Genomic DNA, 16876 nt, shown 5'->3' with positions numbered 1-16876 from the left:
ATGGACCTGTGCAGGGTCAGTCTTCAAGCCACTGTGATCGGCAGTCTGGTCACGACACCAGGCATCATCATTTCGCGCCGATCTTGGTACTGCGCAGGCGCGCTCGCCGCAACCGGGCAAACCATGCAAGCCGGCATGACTGTATCCATTCACTGCTGCAACCATCGGCGCAGCACGCCGGCGACGATGCCAAGCGCCAGCACGCTGGACAGCCAGATGCCTGCAAGCCATGCGAGCCGTTTCCAGAGCGGGGACTCGGGCTTTTCCATCAGTGATATCCCTCGCTGCCGACAGTACCCGGCCGCCCCTGCGGCCCGTGCGATGCCTTCCTGTCGCACCAAGTCCTGCGCTTGGGTGACCGGCCAAGCCGGGCTTTCCGATCTGAATGGCGATGTCAAATTCGACCGCCCAAAAGCGTCAGCTTGCGTCAGCTTGCACGATTTATAATTTTCGTACAGAGTAAAATCTAATTATGAGCGCATAAGGAGAGCCCATGCAAGGCATGACCCTTGAGCAGCTTCGTGTTGCCAGCAACGCCGGCGGCGTCTTAAGCGTGACCTTGAAAGGGCAAGGCGGGGCGTTCGTTGTGCAGATCCACACCCGCAGCGGTTCCGGTGCCGTGCTGTCGAAGGCGCGCAGCGGCGAACCGCGCCGGTTCGGCAATCCGATTGCAGCCCTGTCCCTGTTGCGCGACCTTGGAATCACGGTTGGCCAGTTCGACGCCAGTGACTGGAACCCGGCCGAAAAGGTGGTCAATAGCCGCGAGGATGCGAGGGCGCAGGTCCTGCGCGGAGCGCATCAAGCCGCCGCCTATAACCAATGGCTGGCCGGCGAAATTCAGGCATCCATTGACGACCCACGGCCGGGCATTGCGCACGATGAAGTCATGGCCGGGATGGACGCGGACATTGCCGCCCTGCCGAAGAAAAAGCGCGCATGACGGCCAAGCCTTACCGCATTGAATGGCGGCCGATGGCACGCGAGGACTTGCGCGCCATCTTGCGCTACATCGGCAAGGACAACCCGGCCGGGGCAAAGAGCTTCGGCAAGGAACTGCGCGAGAAGACCAAGACGCTTGCACGGCATCCAGAGCTGGGCCGGCATGGCCGGCCGGGCTTGCCCGAGTGGCTGCGCGAACTGATCGTGCATCCGAACTACATCGTTTTTTATCGTGTGCTGGCCCAGGCCCGCACCGTTGAGATTTTGAGAGTGAAGCACGCGGCACAAAAAACCCCTTGATGATCGACCCCCGAACGTTCCAGCGGCGGTTTTTTCAGGAGTGGCGAAGATGAACACCAACCAGGAATCGGGCGTATCAACAGAACGGGCAGAGACGATGGCCGACCTTGGCATCAAGCCGGCACGGCTGCATCCATTCACTGCTGCAACCATCGGCGCAGCACGCCGGCGACGATGCCAAGCGCCAGCACGCTGGACAGCCAGATGCCTGCGAGCCACGCGAGCCGTTTCCAGAGCGGGGACTCGGGCTTTTCCATCAGTGGTATCCCTCGCTGCCGACCTTGCCCCTGAAGATCCAGTAGGACCAACCGGTGTAGGCGATGATCACCGGGACGATGATCGCGGTACCGACCAGCATGAATTCCTGGCTCTCCGGCGGAGCGGCTGCTTCCCAGATGCTCACGGCGCCCGGCACTACGTACGGGAAGACGCTGATCAACAAGCCGGTGAAGCCAAGCAGGAACAGCGCCAGCGCCATGAGGAAGGGGACCCGCTCGCGGCCAGCGCGCAGGCTTCGGAACAGGACAAAGGCCACGATCAAGGTGAGCAATGGCACCTGGGCGGTGAGCAGGACGGTGGGCATGGCCAGCCAGCGACGCGCGTATTCCAGTGACAGCAATGGCGTTGCGACGCTGACTGCTGCAATGGCAAACAGCACGGCCAAGAGCAGCCAGGAAGCCAGGCGCCTGGCATGCGCCTGGGCGCTGCCTTCGGTCTTGCCGATGAGCCAGGTCGAACCCAGCAGCGCATAGCCGGCCAGCAGGGCAACGCCAGTGACCAGGGAGAACGGGCTGAGCCAGTCGAGCCATCCACCGGCATACGCCTGGCGCTGGACATGGATGCCCTGCAGGATCGCGCCCAGCATCACGCCCTGGGCGAAGGTCGCCATGATCGAGCCCAGGCAAAACGCCCAATCCCAGAATGCACGGTGTCGCCCATCACGCCATCGGAACTCGAAGGCCACACCGCGGAACACCAGGCCAAGCAGCATGGCGATCACCAGCGGATAGGTTGCCGGCAGGATGATGGCGTAGGCCACTGGGAATGCGGCCATCAGCCCGCCACCGCCCATGACCAGCCAGGTTTCGTTGCCATCCCAGACCGGGGCGATGGAATTCATCGCCTGGTCGCGCTCCTGGCCCACGGCAAAACTGGGAAAAAGAATGCCGATGCCAAGATCAAAGCCGTCCATCACCACATAGGCAAAGACGGCGAAGGCGATGATGCCTGCCCAGACCAGTGTCAGATCAACGCCTGCCATGCTCAATGCTCCCCGGGAAGCCGCCGGACCGCGGCCGCGGCCGGTGTGATGCCGGCCGCGTGCTGCGGGAGCCGCTCCGGCTCGGCCTCGTGCGGCTGAGGAGGCTTGGCCATCAGCCGCAAGATGTAGTAGGTGCCTGCACCGAAGGCAAAAAAGTACACGATGACGAACGCCAGCAGCGAACTGGCCAACGCCGGCGCATGGAGCGGCGAGGCCGACTGCGCCGTCCGCAGCAGGCCGTAGACGGTGAATGGCTGGCGCCCGACTTCGGTGGTGACCCAACCGGCGATCACCGCGATGAACCCGGCAGGCCCCATGGCCAGCGCCGCACGATGCAGCCAGCGCCAGGCGTACAGTCGTCTGCGCACCCGTGCCAGCAGGCCCAGGGCCCCAAGCCCGAGCATGGCCATGCCCAGCCCGACCATGATCCGGAATGACCAGAACACCACCGGCGTGGGCGGCCACAGCTCGCGCGGATAATCGGTCAGCCCGGGCAGTGGCGCATTGAGGTCGTGCTTGAGGATCAGCGAGCCGATCCTGGGGATCGAGACCTCGCCATGCACCTTGGCTGCGTCGTTGTCCGGAAACCCGAACAGGATCAGTGGCGCCCCATCCGGGCTGGGCTGGTAGTCGCCTTCCATGGCCAGGACCTTGATCGGCTGGTGCTCCAGCGTGTTCAGGCCATGCGCATCGCCGACCAGGATCTGGATGGGCGCGGCGATGGCCACCATCCACATCGCCATCGAAAACATCTTGCGGGCGCCGGCGTTGGCGCGGTCCTTGAGCAGGTGCCAGGCGCCGACCGCGCCGACCACCAGCGAGGTAGTCAGGAAGGCGGCAATGACCGTGTGCACAAGGCGATACGGGAAGCTGGGGTTGAAGATGATCGGCAGCCACGAGCCTGCCGGAACGAACTGCCCGTCGGCATTGATCGCATAGCCTGCAGGGGTCTGCATCCAGCTGTTGACACTGATGATCCAGGTCGCCGAGATCAGGGTCCCCAGCGCCACCATGCAGGTCGCGAAGAAATGCAGCCGGGGGCCAACCTTGGAGATGCCGAACAACATCACCCCAAGGAACCCGGCCTCCAGGAAGAACGCCGTCATGACCTCGTAGGCCATCAGCGGCCCGATGATCGGGCCCGCCTTGGCCGAGAACACCGACCAGTTGGTTCCAAACTGGTAGGACATCACGATGCCCGAGACCACGCCCATGCCAAACACCACGGCGAAGATCTTCAGCCAGTAACGGTAGAGGTTGGCGTACAGGCCGCTGCCGGTGCGCAGCCACATGGCTTCGAGCACCATCAGGAAGCTGGCCAGGCCGATGGAAAACGCAGGAAAGATGAAGTGGAAGGAGACGGTAAACGCAAACTGCGCCCGCGCCAGTAGCAGGGCATCCATCAGACCACCTCAGTCAAGTCGCGGCGCCGGGCGCCCTTGCGAAATACGCCGACCTTGTCGACCACGTTTGACACCCATCCAATCACCAGCGGCTGGCGGTGCAGCCGACGCACGCAGGGTCCGCACCGCATCGTCAATCCACCGTGATCAACGCGCGCCATGGATCGCCAGGGCCGACTTGACCAGCATGTACAGCGCGGTGACAAAGATCAGTGCTGCGAACACGGCATTGAGTGTGCCTCGCCGCCTGGACAGATGCGTGGCCAGACGCGCCCCGAACAGTCCGCCGAACAAGCCACCGCCGATGAAGACCGCTGCCAGCGCCCAGTCCACCAGGCCGGAACGCGCATAGTTGAGTGCGGTGGTCAGGCCGAAGGCCGTGACCGCCAGCAGTGAACTGCCCACCGCATACAGCATCGGCATGCGCGTGGCCGCCACCAGCCCCGGCACGATCAGGAAGCCACCGCCAATGCCGAAGAACCCGGACAGCGCGCCGGCCAGGCCCCCGCCCAGCAGCAGGCGCGGCGCGTTCTGCCGGCTGAGGTGGACATCCGGGTCACCCTGGGCGTCGCGCTTTTTCAACATCAGCACGCCGACCACGATCATCAGCAACGCGAACAGCATCAGCAGCTTCTGTCCGTCGAAGGCCTTGCCCAGACTGGAGCCGAGGAAAGCACCGGCAACGCCAGCCAGGGCGAACACGCCCGCGCAGGCCCACTTCACGTTGCCACGCCGGGCGTGGTTGGCCAGGTTGGTCGCGGCGTTGACCGCCACCGCCAGGGCGCTGGTGCCGATGGCGACATGTGGGTTGTCCACCCCGACCAGATAGACCATCAACGGTACCGCCAGGATCGAGCCGCCGCCACCGACCAATCCCAGGGTAAAGCCCACCAGCACGCCCGCACCCATTCCGAGCACGTATTGCAACACCGTCAGCGTGGGCATCTTTAGAGGGTTCCCGGGGCGGCGACGCGATCGGGCGCGCACAGCCACTCGCGGCCCTTGAGCATGGCGTCCCAGTACAGGAGCGGCATCGCCTCGGACTTCAGATACCAGGCCAGGCGCGAGGGACGCCGTCCGTCGATCAGCCATTCCGGGAAGGTCGGCATCAATTTGCCGCCGTAACCGAATTCCGCCAGCACGATCTTGCCGCGCTCGACGGTGAGCGGGCACGCGCCATAGCCGTCGTATACCGCGGTCAGCGGCTTGCCGGCCAGGGTCGCCAGGACGTTCTCTGCCACCACCGGCGCGTGCTTGCGCGCGGCAGCGGCCGTCTTGGCGTTGGTCGTGCCGACGACATCGCCCACGCCGAACACGTTGGGATGGCTGGGGTGGCGCAGGCTGGCCGGGTCCACTTCCAGCCAACCGGCGTCATTGGCCAGCTGGCTGTCGCCGATCAGGCCAGGCGCCCGCTGCGGCGGGCATACGTGCAGCATGTCGAACGGGCGGATGCTCTCCTTGCGCGCGCCATCGGCCGCCTGCGTGGCGAACGTGGCCACCTTGGCGTGACCGTCCACGGCGACCAGGGTCGAGCCAAGGTTCAGTTCAATGCCGTAGCGCTCCACGTATTCCATCAACGCCGGCACGTAGTCGGCCACGCCAAACAAGGCCGGCCCCGCACTGTGGAACTCGATGTTGATATCGGACAGCAAGCCCTGCCGGCGCCAATGGTCGGCTGACAGGTACATCGCCTTCTGCGGGGCACCGGCGCACTTGATCGGCATCGGCGGCTGGGTGAACAGTGCCTTGCCGCCGCGGAGCTTCTGGACCAGCTCCCAGGTGTAGGGCGCCAGGTCGAAGCGGTAGTTGGAGGTCACCCCGCCATGGCCCAGCGCCTGGCGCAGGCCGGGGATGGCATCCCAGTCCAGTTCCAGGCCGGTGGCGACCACCAGGGCGCGGTAGCACACCGAGCCGCCGCCAGCCAGGTGGACCCGGTCATTCGGCGCATCGATGGCTTCGGCCGCCACCTGCTTCCAGTCAATGCATGCGGGCACCAGGCTGGCCATCGGGCGCACGGTCTGCGGTGCATCGAACACGCCGGCGCCGACCATCGTCCAGCCGGGCTGGTAGTAGTGTTCCTGGCGCGGCTCGAGCAGGCAGATGCGCAGGCCGGATTCGCGCCGCAGCAGGCTGGCGGCCACCGCCAGGCCGCCACTGCCGCCGCCGATGACCACCACGTCGTACATCTGTCAGCCCGCCTTGTCCGGCGCGGCCAGCTTGGCCATCCGCTCGGCCTGCCCGGACAGGTCGTACCCTGCCTGGGCGGCTGCCTGCAGCAGCTGCGCGACCGGCTGCTGTCGCGCCTGCGACAACGCCCACAGGGTGGCCGCGCGCGTGCCGGTCTTGCAGAACCCGAGCACCGGGCCGGGCAAGGTGTCCAGCAGCGTGCCGAAACGGGCGATGTCCGCATCTGAGATGGCGCCGCCGACCACCGGCACGTGTTCGAACTGCAGGCCGGCCGCCCTGGCGGCGCTGGCAATCTCCGCAGTGGCGGGCTGGTCGGGTGCTTCGCCATCGGGCCGATTGCTGATGATCGAGCGGAAGCCCATCGCGGCCAGGGTGGGCAGATCCTCAGGCTGGATTTGCGGCAGCACCGAGAGGCGCTCATCGAGCATGCGAGGTGTCATGGCAGGGTGTTCCTTTGCGTCAGCGACGCGCGTGGAAAAGGCGAAACAGGGCCATGCCACCGAGCATGGCCAGGACGAACACGACGAAGGGCCAGCGCCCGGTCACCAGCGCGGCCACGGCCGGGCCCGGGCACAGGCCAACCAGGCCCCAGCCGATGCCGAACAGCGCCGCGCCGATGACCAGCGGGGCGTCGATGCGTCCGCCGCTGGGCACCTGGGCGCGGTCCTCCAGCACCGGCGCCTGGCGACGCAGGTGCCAGCGGTAGGCCAGGGTCGAAGGCACCAGACCGGCGGCCATCACCAATGCCAGCGACGGATCCCACGCGCCGAAGATGTCCAGGAAAGCCAGCACCCGCGCCGGGTTGGCCATGTCCGAGATGATCAGGCCGGCGCCGAACAGCAACCCGCAGGCCAAAGCGGCCAGGGCCTTCATGGCGCACCTCCGATCAGGTGCCGCACCACCCAGACCGTGACCACCCCGCAGGCCATGAACACGCCGGTGGCCACCAGCGAGCGCGGCGAGAGCCGGGCGATTCCGCAGATGCCGTGTCCGCTGGTGCAACCCGAGCCCAGCCGGGTGCCGTAGCCGACCAGCAGGCCGCCGATGACCAGCACCGGCCAGGTGCCGGTCACCTGCAGGTCCGGCATCCCGCGCAGCCGCATCGCAATGGCGCTGCCGCCGAGCAGCCCGATGAGGAACCACGCCGCCAGCCCGCGCGCGGTGTTGCGCGCCAGCCCGGTGGCCGCGGCGACCAGGCCGGAGATGCCGGCGATACGGCCCAGCAGGATCAGGTAGCCGCCGGCGGCCAGCCCGATCAGGGCGCCACCGGCCACCGGCCAGTACCAGGCGATCGTCTGTACCGTACTCACAGCAGGTCCAGCGGCAGCTTGAGGTAACGCACGCCGTTGTCCTCCGGCTCGGGAAGGCGTCCGCCGCGCATGTTCACCTGCACCGAAGGCAGGATCAGGCGCGGCATGGACAGGGTGGCGTCTCGCTGCTCGCGCATCTGCACAAAGCTGTCCTCGTCCACCCCCTGGTGCACGTGGACATTGCCGCTGCGCTCGGCCTCGATGCTGGTCTCCCAGGCGTACTGGTCGCGTCCGGGCGCCTTGTAGTCATGGCACAGGAACACCCGCGCCTGCCCCGGCAGGGCCAGCAGGCGCTGGATCGAGCGGTACAGCGTGCGCGCGCTGCCGCCAGGGAAATCGCAGCGGGCAGTGCCGTAGTCGGGCATGAACAGAGTGTCGCCCGGAAACACCGCATCGCCGATGACGTAGGCCATGCACGCCGGGGTGTGGCCGGGCACGTGCAGGGCCGTGGCCTGCAGGCCACCGATGCTGAAGCGCTCGCCCTCGGCGATCAGGTGATCGAACTGGCTGCCGTCGCGCGCAAAGCCGGTGCCGGCGTTGAAGATCTTGCCGAAGACTTCCTGCACCACGGTGATGTGGGAGCCGATCGCCAGTCGCCCGCCCAGGTGTTCCTGCAGCAGCGGTGCGGCGGAGAGATGGTCGGCGTGGGCGTGGGTCTCCAGCAGCCATTGCACCTTCAGTCCCTGGTCGCGCACGAACTCGACCAGTTGCATCGCCGAGGCATGCGAGGTCCGCCCGCTGGCCATGTCGAAGTCCAGCACGCTGTCGATGATCGCGCAGGCAGCGCTGTCCGGATCCTTCACCACATGGCTGGCGGTGAAGGTGGCCTCGTCGAAGAAAGTCGTCACCTGCGGACGCGGCGAGCGTCCGTGCAGGGCGTCATCGACGGTGGATTGGGCAAGCAGGAGTGCGGAATCCCGAGTGTCGCCAGTCATGCGCATGTACACCGATGAAGATCAGAGTGGCGCTATAGTTATACATACTCATAAAGTATGCAACTATTGGACGCCCCTGGAAGCGCGCGTGTCGACAGGCGGCGCTTTAGACTTGTTTGCGCGCCTTTCCCACACCGGCTCCCGCATGTCTCGAACCGAACCTTTCGCCAATGCGTCCACTCCGCTTCGCCTGCACGATGTGGCGCCGGGTTTCCACGCGCGCACCACCCTTGGCGAGGTGTCGCTTGCGGACTACCGCGGCCGCTGGCTGGTGTTTTTCTCGCACCCGGCCGACTTCACCCCGGTGTGCACCAGCGAGTTCATGGCCTTTTCCGCGGCCCAGCCACGCTTCGAAGCGATCGGCTGCGACCTGCTTGCCCTGTCGGTGGACGGGCTGTTCTCCCACCTGGCCTGGATCCGTGACATCCGCGACCGCTTCGGGGTGACGGTGAATTTCCCCCTGATCGAAGACCCGTCGATGGCCATTGCGCGCGGCTATGGCATGGTCGGCGCCGAGGCTGGCGACAGCGCCACGGTGCGGGCGACCTACGTCATCGACCCGCAGGGGGTGATCCGCGCGATCAGCTGGTACCCGATGAACGTGGGCCGCTCGGTCGAGGAACTGCTGCGCCTGGTCGCCGCGCTGCAGGCGGTGGACCAGACCGACACCGGGACCCCCGAGGGCTGGCAGCCGGGCGGCAGGCGATTGCAGTCCGCCGCGGTTGATTCCGGCACCGCCCTGGCGCTCCAGCCTGGCCAAGGCGAGGCCTGGTACTACCTCTGGTGCCAGGCATGAGGGCCATCAGCGCCGCCGAGCTGGAGGAAATGAAGGCCAAGGCACCGGAAGTGTCCGAACTGCTGCGACTGATGGCCACCCCCTCGCGGCTGCTGCTGCTTTGCCAGCTGTCGCAAGGAGAAGCTTCGGTGGGCGAACTCGAACAGGCCGTGGGCATCCGTCAGCCGGCCCTGTCCCAGCAACTGGCCGACCTGCGCCAGCACAAGCTGGTCAGCACCCGGCGCCAGTCGCGTTCGATCTTCTACCGGATCGCCGACCCGCGCGTGCAGCAGCTGCTGGCGGCGATGTATACGATTTTCTGTGCCGACCTCTGTGCCGAAGGCCGGTCAACACCCAAGCCACCACCGCCCTCACCGGACAAGCCCAGCACGGGTGCGGCGCGATTTGCGCGCCTGGATCCGGTGCAATAGCGGCACCGGAGGATCGCGCCGTGCATCGGCGGACTGCTTGCTTGTTCCCTGGCCGGCATCGTGGTTGACCAGAAGGCAAGCGAGCATCCGGCGCGCGGCCAGGCAAGTGACGCGGTTCGGCACCGATGAGCCCGGCTGCCCGAAGCCGCAGCTGAAAACCCTCAACCCATCACTGGCGCGCCGCGCCCGGGAGCTTGCTGGCTTGGCTGCTGGTCCATGGCCAGCTGCTGCTCGCGCTGCTGGTTGACCACCTGCAGCTGCTGCAGGGTGTCCTGCACCGGCGGTGCCTGCTGACCGACATCGATCGCCACGCGTTGGCCTTCACCGGTGCCAATGATCCACAGCCGATCACCGGCCATGGTCATGCCCGCGATCTTGCTGGCGTCGTCGATGCCGCTCTGCTTGGCAGCCAGCATGGACTGGGCCACCTGATCGTCGCCAATGTGGCCCGGCGTGCCTCGCCGCAGATGGGCGAACATGACCTGGTCGGCCTTCGACATGGCCCAAAGGGCGTGCGCCTGTGCAGGTTCACGCGCGGCTGCAGGCGCCTTGCTGGCCAGGTGCGATGAAAGCGTGGCCTCCAGCCTGTCGGCGTATTCCTGCATCGAAAGCCCCTGCGCCTGCCTGGGGACGATGCTGACCTCGCGTGGCGTGTCGAATGCGCTGAGCTGCTGGATGCCGCGCACAGTGCCATCGGCCCCCATCCTGACCTGGCTGATGTGCAAGCCCTTGGCCACGCTTTCATTGAGCAGGGCAGCGGCGATCTTCTCGCTGTGCGGGCCCGGGGCGATGCCCTGGCCGGCTTCCATGGAATGCACTTCGCGCAGGATGCGCTGGTAGGTGGCATGGCCTGCATGGCCAGGATCGGTAAAGCTGGCCGGGCGTGCCGGCATCGGCGCCGGTGTCGCCTGCTCCTGCGAATGTGGTGGTGCGGGTTGGGGCTGGCGCTGCTGCGGCAGCGCAGGGGCGGGCTGGCCGGCGGTATCGGACATTGCCGGGCCGGGCACGCTGGCCGATGGCGTAGGCGTGTCCGCCGGCGTCGCTTCGCCCCGTGTCAACGCGGGCGGCCGAGTGGACTGTCCATGACCCGTGCTGGGTGCAACCACCGAGACCGTGGCCAAGGTGGCCGTTGCCGCTTCGACGTGCTGCTGGCGGACCTCGGCCAGCGCCTGCCGGATCTCTTGCGTGGTGGTGGTCGCCACCAGGCGGTCCACGCCGTCGGTGCCCCGCGGGTAGTGGGCGATCGGGCTGTCGGCAGCGAACTGTCCGGTCTCGTTGCGCAACAGCTTTACCGATCCTTGACCGGTGATGCCGTGCGCCTGGCGCGTGCGCTGGCTGGCCAGTTCGATGGCCTGCTGGAAGTCAGGGTTCAGCTCGGTCCCTGCGACCCGATAGCGGTGCAGCAGTTCGTTCTGCTCCACCTGCGCCGGTGTCGGTGCGGGCCGGGCCTGCAACTGGGCCAAGGTCTGCTGCGCCTGCTCCAAAACAGGCTGGCGCACCTGCCAGGTCAATTCCAGCTCCAATGCCCGGTTGCCTTCTGCCGCTTCGCCAGTGTCCTTGCGGACCCATTGCACGGTCTGTTCGGCTTGCTCGCGGCGATAGAGGCGATTGTCCGAACCGGTCACCGTATCGGGCTTGGCGCGGGCTGCTTCCACCGCAGCAGGCACGCCGATGAAATCCTGTGTCCGCTGCGCGGCGGCGTTTTCCAGATATGACTGGGCGATGGCTTCCCGGCTGTTTGCGATGTTGTGCTGGATGATTCCCAGCGCTTGCCTGTCCAGTTCGACCTTGCGTTCGGGCAGTGCGATCTGGGTTTGGTAGACGCCCGTGTCATTGACCCCCGTCAATGCCACCTTGACCGAGCGCGACCATTGATCGGAGCGGGCGTCGTAGCGCCAATCGGGATTGTCCAGCCTGCGCTCGCCGTCACTGGCCGGCACGCTGAAGGGGTCTTGCGGTGCCGGCACCTTGCCCAGGGCCAGTTCGACGGCCGCCGCGTTGGCATGGGCATTGAGTTCGCGCGACTTTTCGTAGCTGGCGCCGAAAGAGGAGTCGATGGCAGCATCGTCACCGTTGCCGTGGTCGAGCTGGCCCTCGCGTGTCCATTCCCGCCCCGTGAACTGCCAGTCCACCCCGGCCTTGTCGGTCTGGCGGAAGACCTTGTGGTTGTCCACCAGATCCGAACCATGTTCGAAGGCCTTGCTCATCAACAATGCATCGCCGGCGACGATGGCTGCAGGCACGAAGCCGGATGCACCCATGGCATAGGTCGCCGCAGCTCCGCCCACCCAGCCGCCTGCGTTTCTGGCCCACGCATGGTTGATCTCGGACTGGGCGGCCGTGTGATTGCCCTGCTCCATCAGCTCCGAGACGCGGCGCGCTGTCTGCACGCCGTCGTAGGCTGTCGCGCCCACACCCAACGCGACGCCAGCCCCGTCGGCAACCCCGCGGGCCAGGTTGGCCAGCTTCTGCTCGCCGGTCAGCGGCCCGATGCCTGCAGCCTCGGCTGCGGCGATGCGTTCCAGGTTGGCGACGGCGCGCTCGCCAGGCCGGTCTGGCACCGGACCGATGCGCACCTGGGTCATCGCCTCACGCGCGAGCTCCCGCGCAAGCGGCTTGGGACCATGCGGCAAGGACTCCGGCATGGCGACCTGGCCGGCCGCCACGGGCAGCTCAGGGGCCAGGCGTGTATTGACGCCTTCGGGCATGGACCGGCTGACCTTGCGGTCCAGCTGGTAGATCGGCATGCCCTCGTGTGAGTTGTGCACCCGGTTCAGGCGCGGATCGTCCGGCTCATGCACCTTCTCGAACATGGGCGCGCCTGGCCGCTGCGCGTTGAGAAAATCGACCGTCAGGTTGAGGCTGCGATTGGACAACCCATCACGCAGGTAGCTTCCACCAATGTCCGAGTGCGCGCCCGCCACCGCCACGTTGAGGAAACGTCCGTCCTCGGACAGCCCCAACGGCATGACGCGGTCGGAGATGAACTTCACCCGCTGTTCGTCCAGCGCGGTGATCTGGAAACCGGACACCACTGACGGCGCCAGTCTGCGATCGGCCAGCTCCTGCACGCCGGTGGAGACCGGATCGAACAGGGCCACCGACTGCGGCGTCTGTCCGGGGGGCGCGATGTGGCGAGTGTAGGAGATGCGTCCATCCGCATCTGTCACGCGACTATCCAGATCGACGATGCCGCGCTGGTCCAGCAGGTTGGTGAAGATCGCGCACTGGGTGGCGCCTCGGCTGTAGCCGACCGCGCAGACGCTGATTTTGACGTCTGGATCTGCGTCCCGCCAAGCTTTTGCCTGCTCGGTAAAATGCTTGTACATCTCCTCCATGCGGGCTTCGTAGGTGTGGCCCAGCGCGCCATCCAGCGTCCGAGGAAGTGCCTGGTCCTGGGTGCCGACGCCTGCGACATAGTGAAAATCGACCCGAGCATCGGTTTTATTCAGATCGATGATCTGATCGCGTAACCGTGCAACATTGGTCGCGTGCAGGGGATCCTTGTCCGCGTCGTTGCCGGTCCCGTCGAAGAAGGCATAAAAGAGCTTCTCATGGGCATTGCTCGCATCGGCCAGGCGCGGCACCTCGAAACGCGACAGCTGCTCGCTGGCGTCCCGGAAGCTTTGCAGCCGCGCTTCGTCGGCAGGGAACGAGGTGACGTCATCGTCCATCGGAATGATGCGCAGTTGGTCCTTGTCGCTCATGTCGACGCTCCTTGTCCGAGTCAGTAGGTATGAGTCCAGACTTCGATCAGGTCGTTGCGATAATTGCTGTAGTCGTTGCCCGGAACGCGCAGCGACTTGGTGGCCACATGCGCCCGGGTATAGACCGTGATCGTGCGGTCATTGATCTCCATCAGGACGTGAATGGAGACCGGATCGATTGCATTGGCCGCAAGCCAGCCCTCCGGAATGTCCTCCCTGGGCACGTTGTGCCGCACCAGCCGGTCCTTGAACATGGCGCCGATGTCGATCCGGGCATGGTGTTCGGTGCCGTCCAGCGAGATCCAGTCCACCTGCGCAGGCGGAGGGAAACACTTGTCGACGCCCGTCCCCGCCGTCCACCGCTGCTTCCAATCCCCAGCGGGCGGAGGACCAGAGGCTTCAAACTCGTAGCGGCGCGTGAACTGGTCCCGGTCATAGACCACGCTGCAACGCTGCGTGTTGTGGCACGCCGCTTCGAAGTTATGCCGCGTGAACTTCAACGGCCACGGATCCTTGGAACGGGAAGTCAGGCCCAACATGCAAATCTCCTTCTCGCAGTCGACGCGCCGATGCTAAGCCAGCGGCGCGGTCCACTGCCACAACAGGACCTTCTCAACCGGCCTCCACGAAAGCCCAGGCGGTTCAGGCCAACGCTATCCTGCCAAGGCATCGGCGTATCCTGTCCAGTCCGAGCGGGGCTGCCGGTTGAAGCCATGACTGCGTTCGTCGATGCGCACCCGTGCCCACTTCCAAGAAACAGGTGCGCCGCAAGGAACGGGGCCGATCGGGCACACCCCGCAGGCGCAATCCGAAGCAGCCCACCATCGGCAACCGGCCGCGCTGCCCATGGCGGCATGACTCAAGCCAAACGGCGTTGGGGCGCGCGGGACGGGTCAAGTGGTTGTCCGCACAAAGAAGCGATACGTTCTGAAGTCAATGACAAAAAAAGACGATGCGCCAGCCAGCAAGACTGTGTTGGAACACACCCCGCTCATGAAGCAGTTCTTCGCAGCCAAGTCCGAGTACCCGGACCTGCTGCTGTTCTTCCGCATGGGCGATTTCTACGAGCTGTTCTACGACGATGCGCGCAAGGCGGCGCGGCTGCTGGACATCACCCTGACCCAGCGCGGCAGCTCCGGTGGCGCGCCGATCCCGATGGCCGGTGTGCCGGTGCATGCCTACGAAGGCTATCTGGCGCGGCTGGTGGCGCTGGGCGAATCGGTGGCGATCTGCGAGCAGATCGGCGACCCGGCCCTGGCCAAGGGCCTGGTCGAGCGCAAGGTGGTGCGCATCGTCACCCCGGGCACGGTCACCGACGAGGCGCTGCTCAACGAACGCCGCGACACGCTGCTGATGGCGCTCTCGCGTGACAAGCGCGGCTACGGCCTGGCCTGGGCCGACCTGGCCGGCGGACGTTTTCTGGTCAACCAGGTCGAATCCGAAGACGCGCTGGAAGCCGAAATCGCACGCCTGGAACCGGCCGAGCTGCTGGTGCCCGATGAGGAAGGCTGGCCGGCGTTTCTGGCCGCCCGCAGCGGCGCCCGCCGGCGCGCGCCGTGGCTGTTCGATGCCGACAGCGGCCGGCGCCAGCTGCTGCAGTTCTTCGGGCTGCATGACCTGACCGGCTTCGGCATCGAAGACAAGCCGCTGGCCATTGCCGCCGCCGGCGCGCTGCTGGGCTATGTCGAGGAAACCCAGAAGTCCCAGTTGCCGCACCTGACCGCGATCGCGCTGGAGTCATCCAGCGAGGCGATCGCGATGAACGCGGCCACCCGGCGCCACCTGGAGCTGGACACGCGCGTGGACGGCGACACCCGCCACACCCTGCTGGGCATCCTGGACAGCACGATCACCCCGATGGGCGGACGGCTGCTGCGGCGCTGGCTGCACCGTCCGCTGCGCGACCACGCGGTGTTGAACCAGCGCCAGCATGCGGTCCAGACCCTGATCGAGCACGGCACCGATGCCGACCCCGCAACAAGTACCGGCCAGGCGCTGCGCCAGGCGCTGCGCGCCTTCGGCGATGTCGAACGCATCCTCACCCGCGTGGCCCTGCGCTCGGCGCGCCCGCGCGACATCTCCACCCTGCGCAACAGCCTGGCGCAGCTGCCGCGCCTGCGCCAATTGCTTGGCCCGCTGGATTCGCCAAGACTGCAGGCGCTGGCCGCCTCGATGGGCGAACACGATGCCGCCGCGCAGCTGCTGGTCGCCGCGGTGGCCGAGCAGCCACCGCTCAAGCTCACCGATGGTGGCGTGCTGGCCGATGGCTTTGATGTCGAGCTGGACCAACTGCGCCAGCTGTCCAGCAACGCCGACCAGTTCCTGATCGAGCTGGAAACGCGCGAGCGCGCCGCCAGCGGCATCGCCACCCTGAAGGTCGGCTACAACCGCGTCCACGGCTATTACATCGAGATCAGCAAGGGCCAGGCCGACCGGGCGCCGGTGCACTACAGCCGCCGCCAGACCCTGGCCAATGCCGAGCGCTACATCACCGAGGAACTGAAATCCTTCGAGGACAAGGTGCTGTCCGCGCGCGAACGCGCCCTGTCGCGCGAGCGCGTGCTGTACGAACGGCTGCTGGACGCGCTCAACGAAGTGATCGAACCACTCAAGCGCTGCGCCCTGGCCCTGAGCGAACTGGACGTGCTGTGCACCTTTGCCGAGCGCGCCCAAACCCTGGACTGGAACCGCCCGCAGCTGACCGACGCGCCGTGCCTGGTGATCGAACGCGGCCGCCATCCGGTGGTCGAGGCGGTGCGCAGCGAGCCGTTCGAACCCAACGACCTGCGCCTGGACGGCAGCGACACGCTCCAGGCGCGGCGCATGCTGGTCATCACCGGCCCCAACATGGGCGGCAAGTCCACCTACATGCGCCAGAACGCGCTGATCGTGCTGCTCAGCGCGATCGGCAGCTTCGTGCCGGCCGCACGCGCGCAGATCGGGCCGATCGACCGCATCCTGACCCGCATCGGCGCCGGCGACGATTTGGCCCGCGGCCAGTCCACCTTCATGGTGGAAATGGCCGAGACCAGCTACATCCTGCACCACGCCACCCACCAGTCGCTGGTGCTGATGGACGAGATCGGCCGCGGCACCTCGACCTACGACGGCCTGGCGCTGGCCGATGCGGTCGCCCGCCACCTGGCCTCGGTCAATCGCTGCTACACGCTGTTTGCCACGCATTATTTCGAGCTGACCGCGCTGGCCAGCGAGAGCTTCGAAGGCGGTCCCAGCGGCATCGCCAACGTGCACCTGGATGCGGTCGAACATGGCCACACGCTGGTGTTCATGCATGCGGTCAAGGACGGGGCGGCCAACCGCAGCTTCGGCCTGCAGGTGGCGGCGCTGGCCGGCCTGCCGCGCAGCACGCTGGCCCAGGCCCGGCGCCGCCTGGCCGAGCTGGAACAGCGCGGCCGCCACACCCAGGCCTCGAAGATGGCGCCGCGGGCGCTGGACGCCCCGCAGCAGTTCGGCCTGTTCGCCGCGGCCCCGTCCGCGGCGCAGGAGGCCCTGGCCGCACTGGACCCGGACGAACTCACGCCCAAGCAGGCGCTGGAGGCGCTGTATCGGCTCAAGGCGCTGCTCTGAGCGCCGGCCACCGCGCTGGATTTGCAATAGCGCCTCACTA

16 protein-coding genes and 1 pseudogene are annotated in these 16876 nt (G+C 66.6%); 5 read left to right on the top strand and 12 right to left on the bottom strand.

Features of this window, described 5'->3' with window-relative positions:
* Positions 1-149 precede the first annotated feature (149 nt).
* The gene (locus tag DSC_RS05620) at positions 150-269 is read right to left on the bottom strand and encodes a DUF2474 domain-containing protein (protein WP_014160172.1); all 120 of its coding nucleotides are present in this window, start codon (positions 267-269) and stop codon (positions 150-152) included.
* 224 nt (positions 270-493) lie between these two features.
* On the opposite strand from DSC_RS05620, the gene relB reads away from it, so the two are divergent.
* Positions 494-940, top strand: a complete 447-nt coding sequence (relB, locus tag DSC_RS05615) for a type II toxin-antitoxin system RelB family antitoxin (protein WP_043290432.1) — start codon at positions 494-496, stop codon at positions 938-940.
* A complete protein-coding gene (locus DSC_RS05610) occupies positions 937-1239 on the top strand; it encodes a type II toxin-antitoxin system RelE/ParE family toxin (protein ID WP_014160173.1) in 303 nt (100 codons plus the stop codon). The genes relB and DSC_RS05610 overlap by 4 nt, the downstream gene beginning before the upstream one ends.
* Positions 1240-1376: 137 nt before the next feature.
* Here DSC_RS05610 and DSC_RS05605 read toward each other — a convergent pair whose 3' ends face one another.
* From DSC_RS05605 to DSC_RS05565, 9 genes are all read right to left on the bottom strand, one after another.
* Positions 1377-1496 (bottom strand): DUF2474 domain-containing protein, encoded by a 120-nt coding sequence (locus DSC_RS05605; protein WP_014160172.1) that lies wholly within the window; start codon positions 1494-1496, stop codon positions 1377-1379.
* Positions 1496-2500: a cytochrome d ubiquinol oxidase subunit II gene (cydB, locus tag DSC_RS05600; RefSeq protein WP_014160171.1), complete on the bottom strand. Its 1005-nt coding sequence runs from the start codon at positions 2498-2500 to the stop codon at positions 1496-1498. The genes DSC_RS05605 and cydB overlap by 1 nt, the downstream gene beginning before the upstream one ends.
* Positions 2501-2502: 2 nt before the next feature.
* The gene (locus DSC_RS05595; RefSeq protein ID WP_014160170.1) at positions 2503-3903 is read right to left on the bottom strand and encodes a cytochrome ubiquinol oxidase subunit I; all 1401 of its coding nucleotides are present in this window, start codon (positions 3901-3903) and stop codon (positions 2503-2505) included.
* A gap of 147 nt (positions 3904-4050) precedes the next feature.
* Positions 4051-4833, bottom strand: coding sequence for a sulfite exporter TauE/SafE family protein (locus tag DSC_RS05590; RefSeq protein ID WP_202944914.1), 783 nt, complete (start codon positions 4831-4833; stop codon positions 4051-4053).
* A gap of 17 nt (positions 4834-4850) precedes the next feature.
* Complete coding sequence (locus DSC_RS05585; RefSeq protein ID WP_014160167.1) at positions 4851-6089, bottom strand: NAD(P)/FAD-dependent oxidoreductase; 1239 nt, start codon at positions 6087-6089, stop codon at positions 4851-4853.
* Positions 6090-6092: 3 nt separating this feature from the next.
* Positions 6093-6530, bottom strand: coding sequence for a protein tyrosine phosphatase family protein (locus DSC_RS17210; protein ID WP_043290430.1), 438 nt, complete (start codon positions 6528-6530; stop codon positions 6093-6095).
* Positions 6531-6549: 19 nt separating this feature from the next.
* Positions 6550-6963, bottom strand: a complete 414-nt coding sequence (locus tag DSC_RS05575) for a DUF6691 family protein (protein ID WP_014160165.1) — start codon at positions 6961-6963, stop codon at positions 6550-6552.
* Complete coding sequence (locus DSC_RS05570) at positions 6960-7382, bottom strand: YeeE/YedE family protein (RefSeq protein WP_202944913.1); 423 nt, start codon at positions 7380-7382, stop codon at positions 6960-6962. The genes DSC_RS05575 and DSC_RS05570 overlap by 4 nt, the downstream gene beginning before the upstream one ends.
* 14 nt (positions 7383-7396) lie before the next feature.
* On the bottom strand, positions 7397-8335 hold the full coding sequence (locus DSC_RS05565) for an MBL fold metallo-hydrolase (protein ID WP_014160163.1): 939 nt from the start codon (positions 8333-8335) through the stop codon (positions 7397-7399).
* 145 nt (positions 8336-8480) lie between these two features.
* Between DSC_RS05565 and DSC_RS05560 the strand changes: the two genes are divergently transcribed.
* Together DSC_RS05560 and DSC_RS05555 are read left to right on the top strand one after the other, a co-directional pair.
* A complete protein-coding gene (locus DSC_RS05560) occupies positions 8481-9131 on the top strand; it encodes a peroxiredoxin (RefSeq protein ID WP_043290429.1) in 651 nt (216 codons plus the stop codon).
* Between the two features lie 29 nt (positions 9132-9160).
* Positions 9161-9439: pseudogene (locus DSC_RS05555) on the top strand (metalloregulator ArsR/SmtB family transcription factor); the annotation flags it as partial.
* Between the two features lie 263 nt (positions 9440-9702).
* On the opposite strand, the gene DSC_RS15660 reads toward DSC_RS05555, so the two are convergent.
* Positions 9703-13248: a T6SS phospholipase effector Tle1-like catalytic domain-containing protein gene (locus DSC_RS15660; RefSeq protein ID WP_014160160.1), complete on the bottom strand. Its 3546-nt coding sequence runs from the start codon at positions 13246-13248 to the stop codon at positions 9703-9705.
* A gap of 20 nt (positions 13249-13268) precedes the next feature.
* Positions 13269-13787 carry a hypothetical protein gene (locus DSC_RS16535; protein WP_014160159.1) on the bottom strand — a complete coding sequence of 173 codons (519 nt, stop codon included), beginning with the start codon at positions 13785-13787 and terminating at the stop codon, positions 13269-13271.
* Positions 13788-14184: 397 nt separating this feature from the next.
* Here DSC_RS16535 and mutS point away from each other — a divergent pair, with 397 nt between their 5' ends.
* On the top strand, positions 14185-16836 hold the full coding sequence (gene mutS, locus DSC_RS05540; protein WP_043290428.1) for a DNA mismatch repair protein MutS: 2652 nt from the start codon (positions 14185-14187) through the stop codon (positions 16834-16836).
* Positions 16837-16876: the final 40 nt, after the last annotated feature.

This window comes from Pseudoxanthomonas spadix BD-a59, assembly GCF_000233915.3.
In the GTDB taxonomy this organism is placed as follows: Bacteria; Pseudomonadota; Gammaproteobacteria; order Xanthomonadales; family Xanthomonadaceae; genus Pseudoxanthomonas_A; species Pseudoxanthomonas_A spadix.
The sequence above is the reverse complement of the archived record's forward strand: the minus strand, read 5'-3'. Positions and strand labels throughout refer to the sequence as shown.